This window comes from Acidimicrobiales bacterium (assembly GCA_040219515.1).
Classification (GTDB): domain Bacteria; phylum Actinomycetota; class Acidimicrobiia; order Acidimicrobiales; family Aldehydirespiratoraceae; genus JAJRXC01.
Genome location: JAVJSI010000018.1, coordinates 58,885 through 80,045, shown reverse-complemented (window position 1 = coordinate 80,045; position 21,161 = coordinate 58,885). Strand labels below are relative to the sequence as shown.

Below are 21,161 nucleotides of genomic sequence, written 5' to 3'. Positions count from 1 at the left end.
CGCTTTCCGGAGGAATGATGGCAAAGACCATTCAGTTCGATGAGCAGGCCCGCCGCGGCCTCGAACGAGGAATGAACCAACTGGCTGACGCCGTACGCGTCACCCTCGGCCCCAAGGGCCGCAACGTCGTCCTCGAGAAGAAGTGGGGTGCCCCCACGATCACGAACGACGGTGTGTCGATCGCCAAGGAGATCGATCTCGAGGATCCCTTCGAGCGCATCGGCGCCGAACTGGTGAAGGAAGTCGCCAAGAAGACCGACGACGTCGCCGGCGACGGCACCACCACGGCCACGGTCCTCGCCTGGTCGATGGTTCGTGAAGGTCTGAAGAACGTCGCCGCCGGGGCCAACCCGATGTCACTCAAGCGGGGCATCGAAGCCGCCGTCGAGATCGCCGTCGGGTCGATTCGCGAGAACGCGCAGGACGTCTCCGAGAACAAGGGCCAGATCGCCAACGTCGCCGCGATCTCGTCGGCCGATCCCGAGATCGGCGCCACGATCGCCGAAGCGATCGACAAGGTCGGCAAGGACGGCGTCATCACCGTCGAAGAAGGGCAGACCTTCGGTCTGGATCTCGACTTCGTCGAGGGCATGCGCTTCGACAAGGGTTACATCTCGCCCTACAGCGTCACCGACACCGAGCGCATGGAAGCCGTGCTCGAGAACCCCTACATCCTGCTCGTCGGTTCGAAGATCACCGCCGTGCGCGACCTCGTGCCGGTGCTCGAGAAGGTCATGCAGTCGAGTCGTCCGCTGCTGATCATCGCCGAGGACATCGAAGGCGAAGCGCTGGCCACCCTCGTGGTCAACAAGATCCGTGGCACGTTCACCTCGGTCTCGGTCAAGGCTCCCGGTTTCGGCGAGCGCCGCAAGGCCATGCTGCAGGACATCGCCATTCTCACCGGTGGCCAGGTCGTCAGCGAAGAGGTCGGCCTCAAGCTCGAGAGCGTGTCCCTCGACATGCTGGGTGAGGCCCGCAAGGTCGTCGTCACCAAGGACGAGACCACGGTCATCGAGGGCGCCGGCGAAGCCGCCGACGTCAGCGGCCGGATCAACCAGATCAAGGGCGAGATCGAGCACACCGATTCCGACTACGACCGCGAGAAGCTCCAGGAGCGTCTCGCCAAGCTGTCGGGCGGCGTCGCCGTCCTCAAGGTCGGTGCGGCCACCGAGGTGGAGCTCAAGGAGAAGAAGCACCGCATCGAGGATGCCGTGTCCACCACCAAGGCCGCGATCGAAGAGGGCGTGGTCGCCGGCGGCGGTACCACCCTCATCCGGGCGCAGACCGCGGTCCTCGCCGGGGTCTCCAAGATCAAGGGAGCCGACGAGAAGGTCGGCGCTCGCATGGTGGCGAAGGCGCTCGAGGCGCCGCTCACCCAGATCGCGGTCAACGCCGGTCTCGAGGGTGGCGTGATCGTCGACAAGGTGCGCAACCTCGACGGCAACCACGGTCTCAACGCGGCGACCGGTGAGTATGTCGACCTCATGGAGGCCGGCATCATCGATGCCGCCAAGGTCACCCGTTCGGCGCTGCAGAACGCGGCGTCCATCGCGGCGCTGTTCCTCACCACCGAGGCCGTCATCGCCGACGCCCCCGAAGAGGGCGGCGGCATGGCCATGCCCGACATGGACTTCTGAGCTTGCGAAGAAGTCCCGCAGCATCTGCGGAATGAATACGGACGGTCCCGCTGCGGCGGGGCCGTTCGCCGTTTTGGGGGCGTCGCGTTCGGTAGCGTGCTGGGTGATGAGTACCGGCGCTGAACTGCACGCGGCCTGCGAGGCCCTGGCTCCCCTGGTGGGGACATGGCGAGGCCCGGGTGACGGTCACTATCCGACGATCCCGGATTTCTCGTATCTCGAGGAGTTGACCTTCGGTCACGTGGGCAAGCCGTTCCTGTCGATGATGCAGCGCACCCGCGATCCGAAGTCGGACGCGCCGCTACACACCGAGGTCGGGTATCTACGGCCGCAACCGCACGCGGCGATGGAGCTCGTGCTCACCCAGCCGACGGGTGTCGTCGAGATCCACATCGGTTCGGTGGCCGATGTCGGCGGCAAGCTCGTGGTCGATCTGCGGACCGAACGTGTGGAGGGGACCCGCACGGCGAAGCCGATCACCGAGGTTCGTCGGCGGATCGAGGTCGACGGCGACCGGCTCGTCACCGAGATGTGGATGGCGGCGATGGGCCAACCGCTGACCCATCATCTGCGCGCCGAGCTCGAACGAGCGTGAGCTCCCGCGCCCGTCGCGAACAGCGCCTCGTGCGGCGATGGTCACCCGCCGCGCCTGATGCAGGACGGGCGCCGGCGATGCTCGCCACCGAGGAACCGCTGGCCATCGAGCTCGACGGCGTGCGGGTCGCCACGACGATGCGCACGCCGGGCCACGACTTCGAGTTGGCGGTGGGTTTCTGCCACGGCGAGGGACTCCTCGACGGTCATCCGGTGACCGAGGTGAAGTACTGCGCCAACGGGTCGGCCGCGTCGACGGCGTTCAACATCGTGACGGTGTCGACCGGGGGCTCGGCGCCAGCGCCGGTACCGAGGTTGGCGACCACCACGTCGTCGTGCGGCTTCTGCGGCACCGACGACATCGACGAGCTCGCGGCGCGCCTCGATCCGGTGTCGGGACCACCGTTGGAGTGGGCGGACCTGGCCGCCGCGCCGGAGATGCTTCGCACCGAACAGGACCTGTTCGACGAGACCGGTGCCGTGCACGCAGCCGGGGTGATCGAAGCCGACGGGACGGTGTCGCTCGTTCGCGAAGACGTCGGTCGGCACAACGCGGTCGACAAGCTGGTCGGGCGGCGACTGCTCGATGCCGGACTCCCGCTCACCGGTTGCGGCTTGGTGGTCAGCGGGCGGGCCAGCTTCGAGCTGGTGCACAAGGCCTGGGCCGCAGGATGTCGGGCGCTGGTGGCAGTGAGCGCGCCGACAGCCCTGGCGGTGGCGACGGCAGAACGGGCCGGCCTGCAACTCGCCGGGTTCGCCCGAGACGGCAGCCTCACCATCTACGCGCAGTAGTCGCCCTCGACCGACCGTCCCCCGTCCCTGCGGTGTCAGACACCCGTCCCTGCGGTTCCCTGCGGTGTCAGACACCTGTCCTGCGTAGGGTCACGAATCTGACGGATGGCGTCAGACACTGGTTTTCGTATCGCAATCACGCGTGCGGCGGTGAATGGGTACGCTTTTGGATCGTTCGAAACGAACTGATCCGTTCCTGGAGGGGAATCACCATGTCCAAGCGACTACTGGCGCTACTCGCGCTCTTGCTCACGTTCGGTCTGCTCGCCGCAGCCTGCGGTGACGATGACGACACCGCGGCCGGCGATGACAGCGATGACAGCGATGACAGCGATGATCTGGCCGACGGTGAACTTCCCGATCTCGAAGGCCGCACCGTCACCGTGGCCATCGAGAACGCCTACCTGCCGTTCAACTACATCGACGCCGAGACCGGCGAGCCGGGTGGCTGGGACTATGACGCCATCGATGCGATGTGCGCGCTGATCAACTGCACCCCCGAGTACGTGGCGGCCGCATGGGACGGCATGATCGTCGCCGTCGCGGACGGCCAGTACGACATGGCCGCTGACGGCATCACCATCACCGACGAACGCGCCGAGGTCGTCGACTTCTCCGATGGCTACATCAACCTCGATCAGCGGATCCTGGTTCGTGTCGGCGAGGACCGCTTCACCGATTCGGCCTCGTTGGCGGCCGACGATTCGCTGCGCATCGGCAGCCAGGTCGGCACCACCAACTACGACACCGCCGTCGAACTCGCCGGCGAAGACCGCGTCGATGCCTTCGAGCAGTTCGGGTTCGCCGTCCAGGCCCTCATCGCCGGCGACGTCGATGCGGTGATCATGGACGAGACGGCGGGCCAGGGCTACGTCGGCGAGAACGCCGACGATGTGGAACTGATCGGTGAGAGCCTCTCCTCCGACCAGCTCGGCTTCATCTTCCCGAAGGGATCTGACCTCGTCGAACCGTTCAACGCTGCGATCGCGGCGATGAAGGCCGATGGCAGCCTCGAGTCGATCTCCACCGAGTACTTCGGTGACTCGTTCACCATCACCTCCGACGACATCGCCGAGGTCGAGTACGACGGGTGATCGTTTCCGTACCGTGAACATCGGTGCATGAGTACGTGAGGATGGGGGCGCTGCCAGGGCGCCCCCGTCCCGCGTCTGCGAGGATTCGACGATGACGGTCACCGAACCGAGCGCGGCCGCCGCGTCAAGAGACCGACGCCAGGACCGATCACCGTGGTGGGACTCGTTTCCGTGGTGGGCGATCCTGCTCGGCAGCATCATCGGCATGTTCGGCTATTTCACGTTCTTCGTCGATGACTACAACCGGGCATGGAAGGCGATCTCGCCGGGCATCGGGATCACCATCACCACCACACTGTGGGCGTTCCTGTTCGCGATGATCATCGGACTCATCGCCGGGTTCGGGCGGGTGTCCCGCAATGTCGTCGCGCGCAACCTGTCCCGGACGTACATCGAGTTCATCCGGGGGGTGCCGACATTGCCGTTGCTCTTCTTCATCGCCTTCGTGATCGTGCCCGACGGTGCGGGTGCCCTGGGGATCGACAACAAGAGCATCGACAAGGAATGGCGGGGCATCGCCGGGCTCGCGATGGTGTACGGCGGCTACATCGCCGAGGTGATACGCGGCGGTATCCAGTCGATCGATCGCGGCCAGATGGAGGCGGGTCGCAGTCTCGGCCTGTCGTACGGGGCCACCATGCGTTCGATCGTGCTGCCCCAGGCCGTGCGTAATGTGCTGCCGCCGCTCGGCAACGATTTCGTGGCCATGCTGAAGGATTCGTCGCTCCTCTCGCTGCTGGCCATCCGCGAGATCACGCAGAACTCGAAGCTCTACGTGAACACGAGCTTCCAGCCCCGTGAGACGTACATCGTGTTGACGTTCACGTACATCGTGATGGTGATCGCCCTGTCGCTTGCGCTCACCCAGTTCGAACGGTGGATGACCCGCGATCGGGTCGGGGCGCGATGAGCATCATTTCGGTCAGCGGCCTTCACAAATGGTTCGGCGATGACATCCACGCGCTGCGCGGCGTCGACCTCGCCGTCGACGCAGGAGAGGTTGTGGTGATCGTCGGGCCGAGTGGTTGCGGGAAATCGACGCTGTTGCGGTGCATGAACCTCCTCGAGATCCCTACCTTGGGCACGGTCGTCTTCGAGGGCGCCACGCTTACGAGCAAGACGACCGACATCAACGGTGTACGCACCGACGTGGGGATGGTCTTTCAGCAGTTCAACCTCTTTCCTCACCTGACGGTGGGCGACAACATCACGCTGGCACTGCGCAAGGTGCTCGGCAAGAACAAGGACGAGGCCCTCGTCATCGCGCAGCAACAACTCGCGACAGTCGGCATCCCCGAGAAGATCGACGCGTACCCCCGGCAGCTGAGTGGGGGGCAGCAGCAGCGTGTGGCCATCGCCCGCTCGCTGGCCATGAACCCGAAGGTGATGCTGTTCGACGAGCCCACGTCGGCTCTCGATCCGGAGATGATCAAGGAAGTGCTCGACGTCATGCTCGCGCTGGCCGAACAGGGGATGACCATGGTGGTCGTCACCCACGAGATGGGTTTCGCCCGCGCCGCTGCCGACCGGCTGGTGTTCATCGACGAGGGTCAGATCGTGGAAGAGGGTCCGCCCGCCGAGGTGTTCGAGAATCCCGCCGAACCCCGGACCAAGGCGTTCTTCGACCAGATTCTCTGATCCCGTCCCTGCGGTGTCAGACACCCGTCCCCCGGTCGGGACGGGTGTCTGACACCGCAGGGACGGGTGGGGGTTCGACTTCGTAGGCTGGGGGGCATGCTCGAACCTGTCACCACGTCCGAGGGCGTCGCCGTCGTCCATCTGTTCTGTGAGCGCACCCCCGACACCGATGAGGCGGCGGTCATCGCCGCGGTGAAGGAGGCGCAGGCTGCCGATGTCCAGGTGGTCACCGTTGCCCTTCTCGGCCACAAGGCCTCGCTGTGTTTCATGGCGCTGCACGCCGACGGGTGGCGACTGCGCGATCTCCAGAGTGGTCTCGTGCGGGCCGGGCTGTTCGTGATCGACAGCTATGTCTCGATCACCGAGCTCTCCGAGTACGCCCAGGGTCTCCCCGAGGAGATGGCCAGGATGCGCCTCCATCCCGATCTGCCACCGGAGGGCAAGGACGCGTGGTGCTTCTACCCGATGACGAAGAGACGCAACGTCGAGCAGAACTGGTACGAGCTGCCCTATGACGACCGCAAGGCGCTCATGATGGAACACGGCACGTCGGGTCGGAAGTTCGCCGGCCGCATCGTGCAGCTCATCACCGCGTCGACCGGCCTCGACGACTTCGAATGGGGCGTCACGCTCTTCGGCGTCCACCTCGACGATCTCAAGGACACCGTCTACACGATGCGCTACGACACGGCGTCGGCGATCTACGCGGAGTTCGGCGCGTTCTACACGGGAATGGTCGGGTCGGTCGAGGAAATCGTTGCGCGCACTGCGTGAACACGCATGCGGCGAGAGTGACAGTGCGCGTTGATCGTGATCGGGCTGCCCTACACTCTCGACACCAGATACACGGCCGCGCGGAGCCGACCTTCCGCGCAAGATCCCGATGGAGGGGAATCACTATGAAGCTTTCACGCAAGCTGTTGATGTTGCTTGCCGTGCTGCTCTCGTTCTCGCTCATCGCTGCCGCATGTGGCGACGATGACGACGAGGCAGACACCGGCGACGACACCACTGACACCACCGACGAGGACGCCACCGACGACGAAGGCGACATGGCCGACGACGAAGGCGACATGGACGACGAGGGCACGGCCTCCGGCGACGAGTTCGTCATCGGCACCGTCCTGCCCGAGACCGGCGGACTCGCGTTCCTCGGCCCACCCCAGACCGAGGGTGCTGCGCTCGCCGCGGAAGACCTCGCTGCGGCCGGTGCCAACGTTCGTCTGATCACGGGTGACTCCGGCACCGACGGTGCCGTCGCCCAGGAAACCGTGGCCCGACTGCTCGGCGAAGGCGCCAACGCCATCGTTGGTGCCGCGGCTTCGGGTGTGTCCCAGGACATCATCCAGACGCTCTTCGACAACAAGATCCCGCAGTGCTCGGGATCCAACACGTCGCCGGCCTTCACCGGCCAGGAGAACGCCGGCTACTACTTCCGTACCGTGCCGCCGGACGAGGCTGTCTCGCCCATCATCGCCGACGTCGTCGCCGGTGCCGGTCACACCAACGTGGCCATCGTGGCGCGCGCCGACGACTACGGCAACGCGCTCGCCGGCCTCGTTGCGGGTGAGCTCGACGGTCTCGGCGTGGCCAACACGACGGTCAGCTACGACCCGGAGAACGTCGCATCGGACGCCGTCGTCGGTCAGGTCGGCGATGCCGGCGCCGATGCCGTCGTCATCATCGGCTTCGACGAGGCGTTCCCGATCATCCAGGCCGCCCTCGAGGCGGGCGTCACCCCTGATGCCATGTACGGCGCCGACGGCGTGTTCTCGAACACACTGAACGCCTCGATCGACGAGTCGAACCCGAACGTCATCGACGGCATGACGCTCATCGGCGCCTCTGGTGGTGCGGACTTCAACGCCCGTCTCACCGAGCGCACCGACGGCAACCTGATCTACGGCGGTCAGGTCTACGACTGTGTGATCACGCTGGCCCTCGCCTACGCCCAGGCCGGCAGCACCGATGGTGATGCGCTCATCGCCGCAGCCATCGAGGTCACCAACGACGACGGTGGCGACACCACCTGCACCACCTATGCCGATTGTGCTGCAGCCATCGAGGCCGGCGAAGGCATCAACTACGACGGTGTGGCCGGTCCGATCGATCTCGACGAGGGAGGCGACCCGACCTTCGGGCGCTACGCCATCGCCGAGTTCCAGGACGGCGTCCTCACCGCGGTCGATTCCCAGGACATCGACCTGAACTTCTGATCGTGACGGGCCGGCTGCGGTCGGCCCGAATCGACTGAAACGAGAGGAGCCCGGTGGTTCGCCACCGGGCTCTTTCGCGTGTTGGGCGGATCGCCGGCGTCAGCCTCGGGCGGCGAGGGACCCGAGGTAGAGCTCGATGACCTTCTCGTCGTGCATCAGTTCCTGACCGCTGCCGGTGTGGGCGTTGCGACCCTGATCGAGCACGTAGCCGCGGTCGCAGATCTCGAGGCAACGCTGCGCGTTCTGTTCGACCATGATGACCGAAACCCCGGCCGCGTTGATCACTGTCACCTGCTTGAAGACCTGCGCCTGGAAGGCCGGAGAGAGACCGGCCGACGGCTCGTCGAGCAGGATCACCGAGGGATCCATCATCAGGGCGCGACTCATCGCCACCATCTGCCGCTCGCCGCCGGAGAGCGACCCGGCGCGCTGGCCCGCTCGGTCGGCGAGGAGGGGGAAGAGCTCGACGACCGCCGCGAAGCGCTCGACGAAGATCTTCGGCTTCTGGAAGCAACCCATCTCCAGGTTCTCGCGAACCGTGAGACGGGGGAACACATTGTCGCTCTGGGGCACGTAGCCGATTCCGAGACCCACGAGTTCGTCGGCCCGCTTCCGGCGGATCGATTGTCCCCGCAGGGTCAGTTCACCCTCGCGGATGTCGACGAGGCCGAACATGGACTTGAGCAGGGTGGACTTGCCCGCGCCGTTCGGACCGATGATGCCGACGATCTCGCCCTCGTTCAGGGTGAGCGATGCACCGTTGAGGATGTTGACATCGGGCACGTAGCCGGCCACGAGATCCGTTGCTTCGATGAGCGCCATCAGCTGTCCTCCGTGGGGTCGCCGAGATAGGCGTCGATCACCCGCTCGTTGGTCACGATGTCGGCCGGCGTGCCCTCGGCGATCACCGAACCCTGCGCCAGCACCACGACCCAGTCGCTGATCTTCATCACGACGTCCATGTCGTGTTCCACGAACACGACCGTGGTGCCCTGATCCCGAAGGTCGGTGACATGGCTGAGCAGCGACTGCACGAGCGCAGGGTTCACCCCGGCCATCGGCTCGTCGAGCATGAGCAGCGTCGGTTCGGTCATCATCGCCCGAGCCATCTCGAGCAGCCGGCGTTGTCCGCCGGAGAGGGTGCCCGCGTACTCGTCGCGCATGTGTGAGAGGTTGAAGCGTTCGAGCATCGCCTCGGCCCGCTGCTCGACGCGGTGTTCGGTCGAACGCCACGTGGTGGGGAACATTGCCCGGGTGAATCGCTCGCCCGGGTGATCGACCGCGCCGAGCATCATGTTCTCGAGCACCGACAGGCGGGTGAGCGCCTTGGTGAGCTGGAAGGTTCGTACGGCGCCGTGCTTGGCCACACGATGGGGGGCCACGCCGGCGAGCGGGATCCCGTCGAAGGACCATTCGCCCTCGTCGGCGGTGTCGAACCCGGTGAGGAGGTTGAAGAACGTCGTCTTCCCGGCGCCGTTGGGGCCGATGAGCGCCGTGATCGCGTTGCGGGGTATCTCGAGATGGTCGACGTCCACGGCCGTGAGCCCGCCGAAGCGGCGAACGACCCCATCGACCACGAGGATCGGATCGGGCTTGGCCACCCCCGGTTCGGGCGCAACGCCGGCGAAGGTGTCAGCGGGCATCGAGGACCACCTCTTCGCGGTTGCCGAGCAGTCCCTGCGGTCGGTACACCATCAGGAGCACGAGCATGATCCCCATGCAGGTGATGGAGATGAGACCCTCGCGCCCGGCCAGGAAATCGGTGAGAAAGTCGGGAGGCCAGGACCGTTCGGACACGTCGCGCACCATGCTCTCGATCCCGATGCGCATGAACCAGAAGAGCATCGCCCCCACGACCGGGCCGAGTCGGCTCGCCGCACCACCCAGGATCAGCGCGGCGTAGGCGAAGAACGTGGTCTCGGCCCGGAACCCCTCGGGCACCGCACCGCCCGTCTGGAGAACGTCGACCACGCCACCGAGCGCACCGATCATCCCGCCGAGCACCAGGGCCTGCATCTTGTAGCCGACCACGTTCTTGCCGAGGCTGCGCGCCGCGTCCTCGTCCTCACGGATCGAACGGAGCACCCGGCCCCACGGGCTGCTGGTGAGGCGAGCGAGGAGAATCGTGATCACGATCACGGTGATCCATGCGACGGTGAGCAACCACAGGTCGGGGTTGGCGAAGTTGAAGTTTCGCCACCGGATCGCCCAGGACTCGGGGTAGGGGTTGATGTCGCGGAAGGCCCCGGCGGCCCCCTGGAGGCCGAACGGGCCGCCGGTGAGGTCGGTCGAGGCCGGAGAACGAATCAGGAATCGGATGATCTCGGCCGCGGCGATGGTGGTGATGGCGAAGTAGTCGGAGCGCAGTCGGAGGGTGGGGATGCCGAGGAGGAGGGCGAACCCGGCGGCCGCGACCAGACCGAAGGGGATGCTGATCCAGAGGCTCCATCCCCAGGTGACCACGGCGATCGAGGTGCCGTAGGCACCGACCATCATGAAGCCGACCTGGCCGAAGTTGTTGAGGCCGGTGTAGCCGTAGTGGATGTTGAGGCCGATGGCGAGGAGGGCGAAGATCGCGGCGTTGGGTCCGACCCCGGCGCGAAGCCCATCGAGAAGAATCGTGACGATGTCCATCAGCCGACCCGCTCCTTGCTCCCGAGGATGCCCTGCGGTCGCACCAGCAACACGATGATGAGGACCAGTAGGGCCCAGACGAACTTCAGGTCCGGACGCACCCACACGGTGCTGACCTCGGTGACGAGGCCGATGACGACGCCGCCGGCCATGGCCCCGTAGGCGGTGCCGAGTCCACCGAGAACGACGGCCGAGAAGATGAGGAGGAGGAAGCGGAAGCCCATGTCGAACTCGACCACTTCGGACAGACCGAAGAGCACGCCGCCGAGTGCGGCCAACGCCGAGCCCGAGACCCACACGCTGAGAATGACGCGGTTCACCGCGATGCCCGACGACGACGCGAGGTCGGCGTTGTCGGACACCGCCCGCATCGCCTTGCCCATCCGGGTGAGCTGGAGGACGGTGGCGACGCCGATCAGGACGACCAGAGACACGCCGATGATCGAGGCGTCGCGCGGGGTGAGGTCGAATGGGCCGATGTCCCAGGGCTTCTGGATCTGGTACTGCCGATAGCTCTCGTTGCCCTCGCCGATCCAGATCTGGATGAGCTGACGCCCGACCAGTGAACAGCCGATCGTGACGACGACGAACTGGAACGCACCGAGCTTTCGTCGTCGGAGCGGTCGCATCAGTCCGAGCTCGGCGACACCGCCGAGCGCCGCACCACCGATCACCGCGATGACGGTTGCGAGAATGAGCGTGGCCTCGATCGTCTGGGTGTTGAGCCACCACGCGAGCGCGGCACCGAACGTGACGAGTTCACCGTGCGCGAAGTTGATGAGACCGGTGGTCCCGAAGATGAGTGACAGTCCGATGGAACTCATCGCGATGATCAGGCCGAACTTCAGGCCGTTGACGAGGGCTTGGGCGAACTGGTCCGCGTTCGAGGTCCCCCCGGTGAGCCCGGACCCGAGCAGGAAGTTCACCACCCGCTGCTGGCCGGGTTGGGAGATGCGCGGGGAGGCGATGGCGCTCGCGGCGTTGCTGAGCTCGACGCCCTCCGGCAGGGTGGTCAGGTCGAGCTCGACCTCGTAGACGCCGCCGCGCGGCGGGAGCTCGACCCGCCAGCTTCCGTCGACCTCGGTGACGACGCTCCCGGTGAAATCACCGTCGCTCCCGCGGACGTCGATCGTGGCCCCTTCGACCGGGTCCTCGCCGTTGAGGAGCACCCCGCTGAATGCCGGTGCCGCAGGTTCTTCCCCTTCCTCTTCCTGAGCCGAGGCGTGGCCGGGAAACACGAGGAGCACGCCGAGGACGAACAAGAGGGCAGACAGGGCGCGTGACATTCGGCCGGAGCATACATCTCTCGATACGGGGCCGACGAGTGGACCGATGCTCACTTCGTGGCGGTCGCCCGTGCCTGCTCGACGGACTGCGTGGGCGTCAGCTGTCGTGGATCGACCACGAGGTGGAGCAACGCGCCACTGGACGAATCGACCGCTCGAGCGAAGGCCGGAGCGAACTCGGGGGTGTGCGAGACCCTCTCGGCGTGCATGCCGTAGGCCCGTGCGAGCGCAACGAAGTCGGGGTTCTCCAAGTCGGTACCGATCACCCGACCCGGGAACTGCCGTTCCTGGTGCATGCGGATGGTGCCGTACATGCCGTTGTCGATCAACAGCACGATCGGCTGCGCGTCCGCCTGGAGTGCGGTGCCGAGCTCGGCGATGGTCATCTGGAGATCACCGTCACCCGCGAAACACACGACGGTGCGGTCGGGGTGGGCCACCTTCGCCGCGATCGCGGCCGGCAGTCCGTAGCCCATCGCGCCGCTCTGCGGCGCGAGGAGCCGGCCGTCGGGCCCGTAGAGCAGGTACTTGTTCGGCCAGACCGTGAAGTTGCCGGCCCCGTTGGTGACGATGGCGTCACCCGGGAGGAGCCCCTGCAACCGGGCGATGACCTCTCCCATGTCGAGCGAGCCCGGCCGCGCCGGCACGTCGAGCGTGGCAAGAAACGCGCGTCGCCGGTCCCGGCACCATGCGGGGTCCGCCGGCGTCATCTCGCGGCTCGCAAGATCGGCGAGGACCGCGCCCGGGTGCGCCGCCACCCCGAGTGCCGGCTCGTAGATCTTCCCGAGCTGGTCGGCATCAGGATGGACGTGGATGAGGTCGACGTCGGGCCGAGGGGCCGGCCACAGAGTCCAGGACGAGGTGGTGATCTCGCCGAAGCGCACGCCCAGCGCCACGACACAATCGGCGCTCGTCAGGGTGTCGCGCACGGCCGTGGGCATCGCGGTGCCGGCCTCACCGGCGTAGACACGACTGTGGTTGTCGATGAGGTCGTTGCGGCGGAAAGCGGCCACCACCGGCGCCTCGAGATGCTCGGCCAGACGCGTGAGGACTCGACGGTCGTCGTCGGTCCAGGCGCCGCCGCCGACCAGGAACACGGGCCGCCGAGCCGCCGTCAGGCGGGCGGCGATCGCCTCGACCTCGGTCCCGGTGGGTCGGCCCCTGACGACCGGTATGGGTGCTGCCGCCGTCGGGTCGGTTTCACCGGCGAGCGCATCCTCGGGCAACGACACCACGACGGGTCCGGGGCGGCCCTCCTGGGCGCGATGGAATGCTTCGGCCATCATCGGGGCGGCATCGTCGGCTGACCGCAGCTCGGTCACCCATTTCGCCAATCCGCCGAACATCTGCCGGTAGTCGACCTCCTGGAAGGCCTCGCGGCCGTGGAACGCCGAAGCGACCTGGCCGACGAGAAGCACCATCGCGGTCGACGACTGACGGGCGGCGTGCACGCCGATGGCGGCGTTGGTCGCTCCCGGTCCCCGGGTGACGAGGCACACGCCGGGCTCGCCGGTCAGCTTGCACCATGCCTCGGCCATGAAGGCCGCGCCGCCCTCGTGGCGACACGTGACCACGCGGATGTCGGTGTCGACCAGCGCGTCGAGCACCGGCAGGTAGCTCTCACCGGGTACGCCGAACGTGGCCCGAACACCGTGGACGACCAGGCTCTCGGCGATGGCCCGACCACCCGACCATCGGCTCATCCTGAGCCGTCGTCGGTCACGTAGCCCTGCAGGCGGTCGTGGGCGATGTCGTCGGGGTCGCGGTCGGCGGCATCGCCGAAGCCGCCACCGCCGGGCAGGTGCATGACCAGACGGCGATCGGCGGGCACGGTCTGTCGACCCTTCGTCGCGAACGGGGTGCCGTCGTCGAGCGCGACATTGCCGGGGGCGCCGTTGCCGCCGCCGGCGCGACCCCGGGCGGGATTGGCGACGCGATCGAACATGGCCGAGAACTCGAAGAGGTAGCCGTCGGCCGGCCCGACCTCGATGATCTGGCCCAGCCCGCCCCGGTGCTGTCCGGCGCCGCCGGAATCGGGGCGTAGCTCCTTGCGCCACACGATGATGGGTCCGACCTGTTCGGTGGCCTCGGTCGACATCGTGCGCACGCCGGAGGGGAACGCCGTGGCGGCGAGGCCGTCGAGCGTCGGCCGGGCACCGGTGCCGCCGCTGTTGAACATCAGGATCTCGACGGGCGGTTGCGGGTCGTCGGCCGAGGCGCTGCGGGCGCTGGCCTGGAAGTTCCACAGGGCCCCGGCGCCCTCGGCGGGAACGATGTCGGGAAGCGCCTGGGCGATGGCGCCGAGGCAGAGGTCGGTGACGAAGTGGCCGATCACATGGCGCACCGCCACCGGTTCGGGGCGCTGCGCGTTGAGGATCACGCCGGGTGGGGCCGAGACGGTGAAGGGGGCGAGCGAGGCGAAGTTGTTGGGCAGCTCCGGGGCGAGGGCCACGAGCATGCCGTAGGTGAAATAGGCCTGGGCGTAGGTGAGCGGCACGTTGATGCCGAACGCGCTGGTGGGGGAGGTGCCCGTGAAGTCGGCGTGCATGCCGTCGTCGTCGATGGTCAAGGTGACGGCAAGCGTGAGGGTGTGGTCGTAGCCGTCGACCGTCATCTCGTTGCGATAGACACCCTTCGGTACGGGGGCGAGCGCGGAGAGCGTGGCCCGGCGGGTGCGCTCGAAGACGAAGTCGGCGAGCTCGTCGAGGTCGGGGAGATCGAATTCGTCGAGCATGGCGAGCAGCCGTCGTCGGCCGGTCTCGTTGCACGCCGCCAGTCCGTGGACGTCACCGACGACCTGGTCGGCCTCGCGCACGTTGTTGCGGATGATCGTGACGAGGTCGTGGTTGAGTGCGCCCCGTTCGGCCCACTTCATGATCGGGATGCAGATGCCTTCCTCGTAGACCTCGTGTGCGTCGGGCCCGTAGCCGCGGCCGCCGACGTCGACGACGTGGGCAGTGGAGGCGAAGAAACCGATCATGGTGTCGCGATGGAACACGGGGGTGGCCACGGTGATGTCGTGGAGATGGCCGGTGCCCTTCCACGGATCGTTGGTGATGTAGACATCGCCGGGAAAGATCCGCTCGAGCCCGATGTCGTCGATGAAGTGGGCCAGCGCGGCCGCCATCGTGTTGACGTGGCCGGGTGTCCCGGTGACGGCCTGGGCGATCATGCGGCCGTCGCGGTCGAACACACCGGCGCTGAGGTCGCCGGCCTCGCGCACCGAGGTGGAGAATGCGGTGCGCACGAGGGTGACGGCCTGCTCTTCGACCACGGAGATCAGCCGGTTCCACATCACCTGGTTCTGGAGTTCGCGTTCGCTCATCGGGGCATCGTCGCTGCTCGCGGCTGGGTGGTGATCAGCAGGGAGCCGTCGGTCTGCACGACGGCCTGGTGATGGCCGGCCAGCACGGTGGTGGTCTGGGGTTCGACGATGACCGCAGGGCCGGCGAGGCGGGCGCCCGCGGGCAGCGCGTCGCGCTGGACGATGGCGGCGTCGGCATCGTGCCCCAGGACGGCGTCGTGGATGGGGCGGGTCGAATCGGGGACGATGTCGTGGTCGTGGCTCGTCGTGAGCTCGATCGGGGGAGTGGCCGCTACGACCGACGCGACCCGCACCGCCCAACTCACCACCTCGATGACCACGTCGTCGATGGCCCGGCCGAAGAACTCGACGTAGGCCTTCGTGAACGCGTGGCGCAGCGATTCGGCGGCGAGGTCGTCGAAGGTGTCGGTCTCGATCGTGACAGGGATCTCCCAACCCTGGCCCTTGTAGCGCATCGCCACCTGCCGCTGGACGGTCACCTCGGCGTCGGTGCCGGCCCGCACGAAGCTGGTCGCTTCGCGGGTCAGCTCGTCGAGCACCCGGTTGGCGCCGACGACGTCGAAGTCCGTCGTGGTCGTGTAGAAGCTGCGCACGGCCTCGTAGCTGAACGGCGCCCGCAGGAACCCGATGGCCGAACCGACCCCGGCGCCGGGCGGCACGATCAGTTCGTCGAGTCCGAGCTTGTCGAGCAGACGGGCGGCGTGGAGCGGCGCGCCACCACCGAACGCGATCATGGAGTAGCCGGCGAGGTCCTTGCCGTTCTCCACGGCGTGCACGCGGGCTGCGTTGGCCATGTTCTCGTCGACGACCTCGACGATGCCGACGGCGGCGAGGTGGGCCTCCATGTCGAGGGGCGCACCGACGCCCGCGGCGATCGCCTCGAGCGCCCGGTCGGGCGAGAGCGTGATGTCGGTGGCGCCGAACGTGTCGGGGTGCAGCCGACCGAGCTCGACGTTGGCGTCGGTGATGGTGGCCTCGGTGCCGCCGCGGTCGTACGCGGCGGGCCCTGGCTCGCTACCCGCGCTCCTGGGTCCGATGCGGATCTGACCGAGCCCGTCGACGCTCGCGATGGAGCCGCCGCCGGCACCGATCTCGATCATGTCGATCACCGGGATCGAGATCGGCATGCCGCTGCCCTTCTTGAAGCGGGCCGTGCGATCGACCTCGAAGGTCTTCGCCGTCTGCGGCGTGTAGTCCTCGATCAGGCTGATCTTCGCCGTGGTGCCACCCATGTCGTAGGAGAGCACCCGATCGCGGCCGTAGCGCTGGGCGAGGTCGGCCGCGAAGATCGCGCCGCCGGCTGGGCCCGATTCGACGAGGCGGACCGGGAAGGCAGCTGCGGTGTCGACGTCGATGAGGCCGCCACCGGAGTGGATCAGATGGAGCGGGCAGGTGGCTCCCCGTTCGCGCAGCTGGTCGCGGAGCCGCACGACGTAGGACGCCATCAGCGGTTGCACGTAGGCGTTGGCGCACACGGTGTTGAAGCGCTCGTACTCACGCATTTGCGGTGACACTTCGCTGCTGATCGACACGGCGATGTCGGGGAGTTCGGCGAGCAGCAGGTCACGGAAACGCTGCTCGTGCACCGGGTTGCGATAGCTGTGCAGAAACCCCACGGCGACGGCCTCGTAGCCGCCGTCACGGAGCCGGCCGATCACGTCTCGCGCCCCCGCTTCGTCGAACGGCACGAGTACTTCGCCGCGGGCATTGAGCCGCTCGGCGACGACGAAGCGGTCCTTGCGTTCGACGAGCGGGCGCGGGAGCACGATGTTCAGGTCGTATTGCTCGTAGCGGCTCTCGGTGCGGGTCTCGATGACGTCGCGAAACCCTTCGGTGGTGACGAGCGCGGTCGTTGCGCCACGGCGTTCGATGAGCGCGTTGGTGGCCAGCGTGGTGCCGTGGATCACCTGCTCGACGTCGGCCAGGTCGACCCCGGCCTCAGTCGCGACTCGGGCGATTCCGTCGAGGATGCCGCGCTCGGGCGCATCGTGGGTGGTGAGCACCTTGGTGCTGTGCAGCGCGCCGTCGGATTCCAGAACGATGTCGGTGAACGTGCCGCCCACGTCGGCCCCGATGCGGGCGCCCATGGCTACAGGTCCTCGACCCGGGGGAAGCCCGACGGCGGCATGATGTCGACGGTGGCGGATCGCTGTTGGGCGAGCATGCCGCCGTCGATCCGGATCACGTCGCCGGTGATGTAGGACGCGTCGTCGGAGGCCAGGAAGAGGGCGGCACCGGTCATGTCGAACGGTTCGCCGATGCGGCCCAGGGGGACGTTCTCGCCCCGCAGCCGGCGTTCCTCGACGGTGAGGCCGCTGGTGTCGATCGAGCCGGGCATCAGGGCGTTGACCCGGATGGCGTAGGGACCGAGGTCGAGGGCGAGGGCCCGGGTGAAGGCTTCGATGCCGCCCTTGGTGGCGTCGTAGGCGGTGAACGACCGATGGGCGCGCGTGGCGCCGCCCGACGACATGTTGATGATCGAACCGCCACCGGCCTTGGCCATGATGCGGGCGGCCTGGTGGCAGCACAGGAAGTGACCGGTCAGGTTCACGTCGACGATCCTGCGCCACCAGGCCTCGTCGGCTTCGAAGAAGTGCAGCATCGGCCCGACCAGACCGGCATTGTTCACGAGCACGTCGATCGTGCCGAACTGCTCCGTCAGCGTCTCGAACATCGCACCCACCTCGCCGCCGTCGGCCACGTCGGCGGCAATGGCGAAGGCGGTGCCGCCGTCGTCGTTGATGGCCGCAGTGATGGTGTCGGCCGAATCCCGGTCGACATCGTTGACGGCGACGCGGGCGCCGACCCCGGCGAAGCGTCGGGCGAGCGCGGCACCGATGCCGTTTCCCGCGCCGGTGACCAGCACGACCTTGTCACCGAGCGATTCGTATCCGGTCGTCATGGTTCCCGTTGTCATCGTGTCCCTCGGTTCAGCAGAGAAGCAGCGGCACAGGACCCACCGTAGTATTCCGACGGTGACCTCCGAGCCGACTCTCGCCGACGACGAGGCCCGGCTGTCGACGATCGCCGCCGAGCTCGAAGCCGCGCTCCTCGACGCGCTGCCCGGGTGGTTGCGAACGATGGCGACGAGGCCCGGGCCGGCCATCGACGAGTCGGATCTCGCTGCGGCGATCGACGAGACCATGGCCTGCCTCGCACCCCAGCTCGCGCGCGTGCTCGGTGCCGATGTGGACGCGGGAGCCGGCAATCCGCTGGCCGTCGTGCGCGCCGGCACCGGCCCGATCACCTCCCTCCTCGTCGAGGCCGGGGCGGAGCCGGCCGCTCGTGACGAGTTCGACGTGCGGGCGTTTCCCGACGACCTCTTCGGGTTCGGTCCCGCCTCGTTCGCCGACATCGATCCGTCGCTGCACGAGCCCGGATTGGTGTGGGGCGCAGCTCGGGCCCACGTGCACCTTCGTCGGCGCCGGGAGACGGCCGGATGAGTGTGGTGGTGCTCACCCGCGACCTCATGGACGGGAGTCGCTTCCGGGCCGCCATCCCCGACGCGGTCGTCGTCCGCGACATCGACGCCCCGGCGCTCGCCGAGGCCACATTGATCCTGCTCGACCTCGCACTGGGCGCCGATGTCGCCGCAGTGGTGGCGATCGGCCCGCCGGTGGTGGCCTACGGGGCCCACGTCGACACCGACGCGCTCGATGACGCAGTGGCGGCCGGCTGTGCCGATGCCGTGCCCCGTTCCCGGGTCTTCCGCCGGGCCGGCGAGCTTCTGGCCTGACGCTTCCTGACTTCTCACGACCCGTCGCTAGGCTCCAGCACCGTGACCAATCGCCCTCCCTTCGTCGATGTTCTCCGCCAGGTGGCCGGCGTCGAAGGTTGGATGACCGATGATCAGGCGCGACGACTTCACGACCGGGCCCGCGACCTCGGCGCCGGCACCCGCATCGTCGAGATCGGCAGCTTCCGCGGCCGCTCGCTCATCGTGCTCGCCTCGGCGGCCACCGAGGGTGTCGAGATCGTGTCGATCGATCCGCACGCGGGCAGCGATCGTGGCCCGCAGGAGATCGCGGCCGATCAGGCCCGCGGTGACGACGACCACTCGGTCTACGTGCGGAACCTCACCGAGGCCGGGGTCCGTGACCGGGTCACCCATGTCCGCAAGATGAGCGATGACGCCCTCGCCGACGTCGACGGCGAGATCGACCTGCTCTACATCGACGGTGCGCACCGCTTCGGGCCGGCCCGGGCCGACATCGTCGATTGGGGTGATCGGGTGAGCGGCGGCGGCACGATGCTGATCCACGACTCGTTCAGCTCGATCGGTGTCACCCTGGCGCTGCTCTCGACCACCTTCTGGTCGGGCCAGTGGCGCTACATCGGCAGGTCGCAGTCGATGGCCGAGTTCCGTCGCGAGCGACTGGACGCCCGCGAGAGGGTGATCGACCTCGCACGTCAGAGCGCCCAGTTGCCGTGGTTCGTCCGCAACGTCGCGATCAAGATGTTGCTGACGGCGAAGTTGTATCCGCTGACGCGGATATTGGGTCATCGCAGCCGCGATTGGCCGTATTAGGGCCATACGAGGGCTCGACTCGTCGGACGCCGTAACAGTCGCATCAGCCGCCAGAAACACTGCCGAAACAGTGGGTTCGTAGGTTGCCTCCCGTATCCGGCCGCGGTCCCGCGGTCCCGAGGGGAGAGTCATGGAATCAGGCGATATTGCGTGGATGTTGATCTCGACGGCACTCGTCGTGTTCATGGTGCCGGGATTGGCGCTCTTCTACGGCGGAATGGTCCGTTCGAAGAACGTGCTGAACATGCTGAACATGAACACCTACTGTCTCGGCATCGTGCCGTTGCTGTGGGTGCTGTTCACCTATTCGCTCGGCAACAGCGGCGACGGTGACGGTCTCGAGGCGGTCATCGGAAACTTCGACGTGGCCGGCCTCAAGGACCTCGCCGGCAACCCGGAAGCCCTGATCGGCGTGGCGTTCTTCATGACGTTCGCGGCGATCACGCCGGCGCTCATCTCCGGTGCCGTTGCCGATCGCATGAAGTTCTCGGCCTGGGCCGTCTTCGTCCCGATCTGGTCGATTCTCGTCTACACACCGGTGACCTACTGGGTCTACACAGGGTGGCACCACTCGAAGCTCGACCCGGCGGCAATCGACTTCGCCGGGGGCACGGCAATTCACATCAACGCCGGTGTTGCCGCGCTGGCCCTGGTGATGGTGCTCGGCAAGCGCACGGGCTGGCCCGACACGGCGATGCCGCCGCACAACCTGACCTTCGTGATGCTGGGCGCGGGAATCCTCTGGTTCGGCTGGTTCGGGTTCAACGCCGGCTCGGCGGGTGCGGCCGACGGTGTCGCCGTCCAGGCGCTGCTCAACACCTTCGTGGCCGCTGCCGCGGGCATGATCGGCTGGCTCGCCATCGAACGGCTGCGCGACGGTCACGCAACGACGCTGGGTGGAGCGTCGGGTGTCGTGGCCGGACTCGTTGCCATCACCCCGGCCGCCGGCTATGTCGGCGGGCTCGCGCCGATCCTTTTCGGGCTCGTCGCCTCGGTCGCCTGCTACTTCGCCATCCAACTGAAGTCGAAGTACGGCTACGACGACTCGCTCGACGTCGTCGGCATCCACATGGTCGGTGGCATCGTCGGAGGTGTCATGCTCGGCTTCTTCGCCGACGCCCGGATCAACGGCGTGGACGGCCTGTTCTTCGGTGACGGTGCGTTGGTCGTCAGCCAGGTCGTCGCCATCGTCTCCGTCCTCGCCTATTCGTTCCTCGTCACCTTCGGTATCGCCAAGCTCCTCGATGCCACGGTGGGCCTCCGCGTCACCGACGCCGCCGAACAGACCGGCCTCGATCAGACCCAACACGCCGAAACCGCCTACCTCGACTGACCGTTGCATTTGGGGTCAGACCCCCGTTGCGCTTCGAGGGTCAGACCCCAACTGCAACGGGGGTCTGACCCCGAGTGCAACGGT

The 21,161-nt window shown here is 67.3% G+C and carries 20 protein-coding genes; 12 read left to right on the top strand and 8 right to left on the bottom strand.

Annotation, left to right across the window (positions count from 1 at the left end; translation table 11 throughout):
• Positions 1-14 precede the first annotated feature (14 nt).
• The 8 genes from groL to RIB98_18530 all read left to right on the top strand — a co-directional run bounded on the left by groL (position 15) and on the right by RIB98_18530 (position 7,971).
• Positions 15-1,637, top strand: coding sequence for a chaperonin GroEL (groL, locus tag RIB98_18565; GenBank protein MEQ8842986.1), 1,623 nt, complete (start codon positions 15-17; stop codon positions 1,635-1,637).
• A gap of 106 nt (positions 1,638-1,743) precedes the next feature.
• Positions 1,744-2,232 (top strand): FABP family protein, encoded by a 489-nt coding sequence (locus tag RIB98_18560; protein ID MEQ8842985.1) that lies wholly within the window; start codon positions 1,744-1,746, stop codon positions 2,230-2,232.
• Entirely contained in the window at positions 2,229-3,023 is a 795-nt protein-coding gene (locus RIB98_18555) for a formate dehydrogenase accessory sulfurtransferase FdhD (protein ID MEQ8842984.1), read from the top strand. Before RIB98_18560 ends, RIB98_18555 begins: the two co-directional genes overlap by 4 nt.
• 212 nt (positions 3,024-3,235) lie before the next feature.
• Positions 3,236-4,117 (top strand): transporter substrate-binding domain-containing protein, encoded by an 882-nt coding sequence (locus tag RIB98_18550; protein ID MEQ8842983.1) that lies wholly within the window; start codon positions 3,236-3,238, stop codon positions 4,115-4,117.
• Positions 4,118-4,208: 91 nt separating this feature from the next.
• A complete protein-coding gene (locus RIB98_18545; GenBank protein ID MEQ8842982.1) occupies positions 4,209-5,027 on the top strand; it encodes an amino acid ABC transporter permease in 819 nt (272 codons plus the stop codon).
• Complete coding sequence (locus RIB98_18540) at positions 5,024-5,755, top strand: amino acid ABC transporter ATP-binding protein (GenBank protein MEQ8842981.1); 732 nt, start codon at positions 5,024-5,026, stop codon at positions 5,753-5,755. The genes RIB98_18545 and RIB98_18540 overlap by 4 nt, the downstream gene beginning before the upstream one ends.
• Before the next feature lie 96 nt (positions 5,756-5,851).
• On the top strand, positions 5,852-6,529 hold the full coding sequence (locus RIB98_18535) for a chlorite dismutase family protein (GenBank protein MEQ8842980.1): 678 nt from the start codon (positions 5,852-5,854) through the stop codon (positions 6,527-6,529).
• 125 nt (positions 6,530-6,654) lie between these two features.
• Positions 6,655-7,971 (top strand): ABC transporter substrate-binding protein, encoded by a 1,317-nt coding sequence (locus RIB98_18530; protein MEQ8842979.1) that lies wholly within the window; start codon positions 6,655-6,657, stop codon positions 7,969-7,971.
• A gap of 99 nt (positions 7,972-8,070) precedes the next feature.
• Here RIB98_18530 and RIB98_18525 read toward each other — a convergent pair whose 3' ends face one another.
• Genes RIB98_18525 through RIB98_18490 form a run of 8 tightly spaced genes read right to left on the bottom strand, consistent with a single transcriptional unit; the run spans position 8,071 to position 18,118 of the window.
• A complete protein-coding gene (locus tag RIB98_18525; protein ID MEQ8842978.1) occupies positions 8,071-8,793 on the bottom strand; it encodes an ABC transporter ATP-binding protein in 723 nt (240 codons plus the stop codon).
• Positions 8,793-9,614: an ABC transporter ATP-binding protein gene (locus RIB98_18520; protein ID MEQ8842977.1), complete on the bottom strand. Its 822-nt coding sequence runs from the start codon at positions 9,612-9,614 to the stop codon at positions 8,793-8,795. The genes RIB98_18525 and RIB98_18520 overlap by 1 nt, the downstream gene beginning before the upstream one ends.
• A complete protein-coding gene (locus RIB98_18515) occupies positions 9,604-10,605 on the bottom strand; it encodes a branched-chain amino acid ABC transporter permease (GenBank protein ID MEQ8842976.1) in 1,002 nt (333 codons plus the stop codon). Before RIB98_18515 ends, RIB98_18520 begins: the two co-directional genes overlap by 11 nt.
• Positions 10,605-11,891 carry a branched-chain amino acid ABC transporter permease gene (locus tag RIB98_18510; protein MEQ8842975.1) on the bottom strand — a complete coding sequence of 429 codons (1,287 nt, stop codon included), beginning with the start codon at positions 11,889-11,891 and terminating at the stop codon, positions 10,605-10,607. The genes RIB98_18515 and RIB98_18510 overlap by 1 nt, the downstream gene beginning before the upstream one ends.
• Before the next feature lie 50 nt (positions 11,892-11,941).
• Positions 11,942-13,594 carry a thiamine pyrophosphate-binding protein gene (locus RIB98_18505; protein MEQ8842974.1) on the bottom strand — a complete coding sequence of 551 codons (1,653 nt, stop codon included), beginning with the start codon at positions 13,592-13,594 and terminating at the stop codon, positions 11,942-11,944.
• Entirely contained in the window at positions 13,591-15,216 is a 1,626-nt protein-coding gene (locus tag RIB98_18500) for a hydantoinase B/oxoprolinase family protein (GenBank protein MEQ8842973.1), read from the bottom strand. The genes RIB98_18505 and RIB98_18500 overlap by 4 nt, the downstream gene beginning before the upstream one ends.
• Positions 15,213-17,303, bottom strand: coding sequence for a hydantoinase/oxoprolinase family protein (locus RIB98_18495; protein ID MEQ8842972.1), 2,091 nt, complete (start codon positions 17,301-17,303; stop codon positions 15,213-15,215). The genes RIB98_18500 and RIB98_18495 overlap by 4 nt, the downstream gene beginning before the upstream one ends.
• 2 nt (positions 17,304-17,305) lie before the next feature.
• The gene (locus tag RIB98_18490; protein ID MEQ8842971.1) at positions 17,306-18,118 is read right to left on the bottom strand and encodes an SDR family NAD(P)-dependent oxidoreductase; all 813 of its coding nucleotides are present in this window, start codon (positions 18,116-18,118) and stop codon (positions 17,306-17,308) included.
• 73 nt (positions 18,119-18,191) lie between these two features.
• Between RIB98_18490 and RIB98_18485 the strand changes: the two genes are divergently transcribed.
• The 4 genes from RIB98_18485 to RIB98_18470 all read left to right on the top strand — a co-directional run bounded on the left by RIB98_18485 (position 18,192) and on the right by RIB98_18470 (position 21,077).
• Positions 18,192-18,659 (top strand): hypothetical protein, encoded by a 468-nt coding sequence (locus RIB98_18485; protein MEQ8842970.1) that lies wholly within the window; start codon positions 18,192-18,194, stop codon positions 18,657-18,659.
• Positions 18,656-18,952, top strand: coding sequence for a hypothetical protein (locus RIB98_18480; GenBank protein ID MEQ8842969.1), 297 nt, complete (start codon positions 18,656-18,658; stop codon positions 18,950-18,952). The genes RIB98_18485 and RIB98_18480 overlap by 4 nt, the downstream gene beginning before the upstream one ends.
• A gap of 42 nt (positions 18,953-18,994) precedes the next feature.
• Entirely contained in the window at positions 18,995-19,744 is a 750-nt protein-coding gene (locus RIB98_18475) for a class I SAM-dependent methyltransferase (protein MEQ8842968.1), read from the top strand.
• Between the two features lie 130 nt (positions 19,745-19,874).
• Positions 19,875-21,077 (top strand): ammonium transporter, encoded by a 1,203-nt coding sequence (locus RIB98_18470; GenBank protein MEQ8842967.1) that lies wholly within the window; start codon positions 19,875-19,877, stop codon positions 21,075-21,077.
• The last annotated feature ends 84 nt before the right edge of the window (positions 21,078-21,161 follow it).

Coding starts and splice junctions, on each gene's coding strand:
- RIB98_18515 (MEQ8842976.1), bottom strand. CDS start 10,605: ATGGACATCGTCACGATTCTTCTCGATGGGCTTCGCGCCGGGGTCGGA.
- RIB98_18525 (MEQ8842978.1), bottom strand. CDS start 8,793: ATGGCGCTCATCGAAGCAACGGATCTCGTGGCCGGCTACGTGCCCGAT.
- RIB98_18505 (MEQ8842974.1), bottom strand. CDS start 13,594: ATGAGCCGATGGTCGGGTGGTCGGGCCATCGCCGAGAGCCTGGTCGTC.
- RIB98_18530 (MEQ8842979.1), top strand. CDS start 6,655: ATGAAGCTTTCACGCAAGCTGTTGATGTTGCTTGCCGTGCTGCTCTCG.
- RIB98_18495 (MEQ8842972.1), bottom strand. CDS start 17,303: ATGGGCGCCCGCATCGGGGCCGACGTGGGCGGCACGTTCACCGACATC.
- RIB98_18540 (MEQ8842981.1), top strand. CDS start 5,024: ATGAGCATCATTTCGGTCAGCGGCCTTCACAAATGGTTCGGCGATGAC.
- RIB98_18535 (MEQ8842980.1), top strand. CDS start 5,852: ATGCTCGAACCTGTCACCACGTCCGAGGGCGTCGCCGTCGTCCATCTG.
- RIB98_18470 (MEQ8842967.1), top strand. CDS start 19,875: ATGGAATCAGGCGATATTGCGTGGATGTTGATCTCGACGGCACTCGTC.
- RIB98_18560 (MEQ8842985.1), top strand. CDS start 1,744: ATGAGTACCGGCGCTGAACTGCACGCGGCCTGCGAGGCCCTGGCTCCC.
- groL (MEQ8842986.1), top strand. CDS start 15: ATGATGGCAAAGACCATTCAGTTCGATGAGCAGGCCCGCCGCGGCCTC.
- RIB98_18510 (MEQ8842975.1), bottom strand. CDS start 11,891: ATGTCACGCGCCCTGTCTGCCCTCTTGTTCGTCCTCGGCGTGCTCCTC.
- RIB98_18500 (MEQ8842973.1), bottom strand. CDS start 15,216: ATGAGCGAACGCGAACTCCAGAACCAGGTGATGTGGAACCGGCTGATC.
- RIB98_18480 (MEQ8842969.1), top strand. CDS start 18,656: ATGAGTGTGGTGGTGCTCACCCGCGACCTCATGGACGGGAGTCGCTTC.
- RIB98_18490 (MEQ8842971.1), bottom strand. CDS start 18,118: ATGACGACCGGATACGAATCGCTCGGTGACAAGGTCGTGCTGGTCACC.
- RIB98_18520 (MEQ8842977.1), bottom strand. CDS start 9,614: ATGCCCGCTGACACCTTCGCCGGCGTTGCGCCCGAACCGGGGGTGGCC.
- RIB98_18550 (MEQ8842983.1), top strand. CDS start 3,236: ATGTCCAAGCGACTACTGGCGCTACTCGCGCTCTTGCTCACGTTCGGT.
- RIB98_18545 (MEQ8842982.1), top strand. CDS start 4,209: ATGACGGTCACCGAACCGAGCGCGGCCGCCGCGTCAAGAGACCGACGC.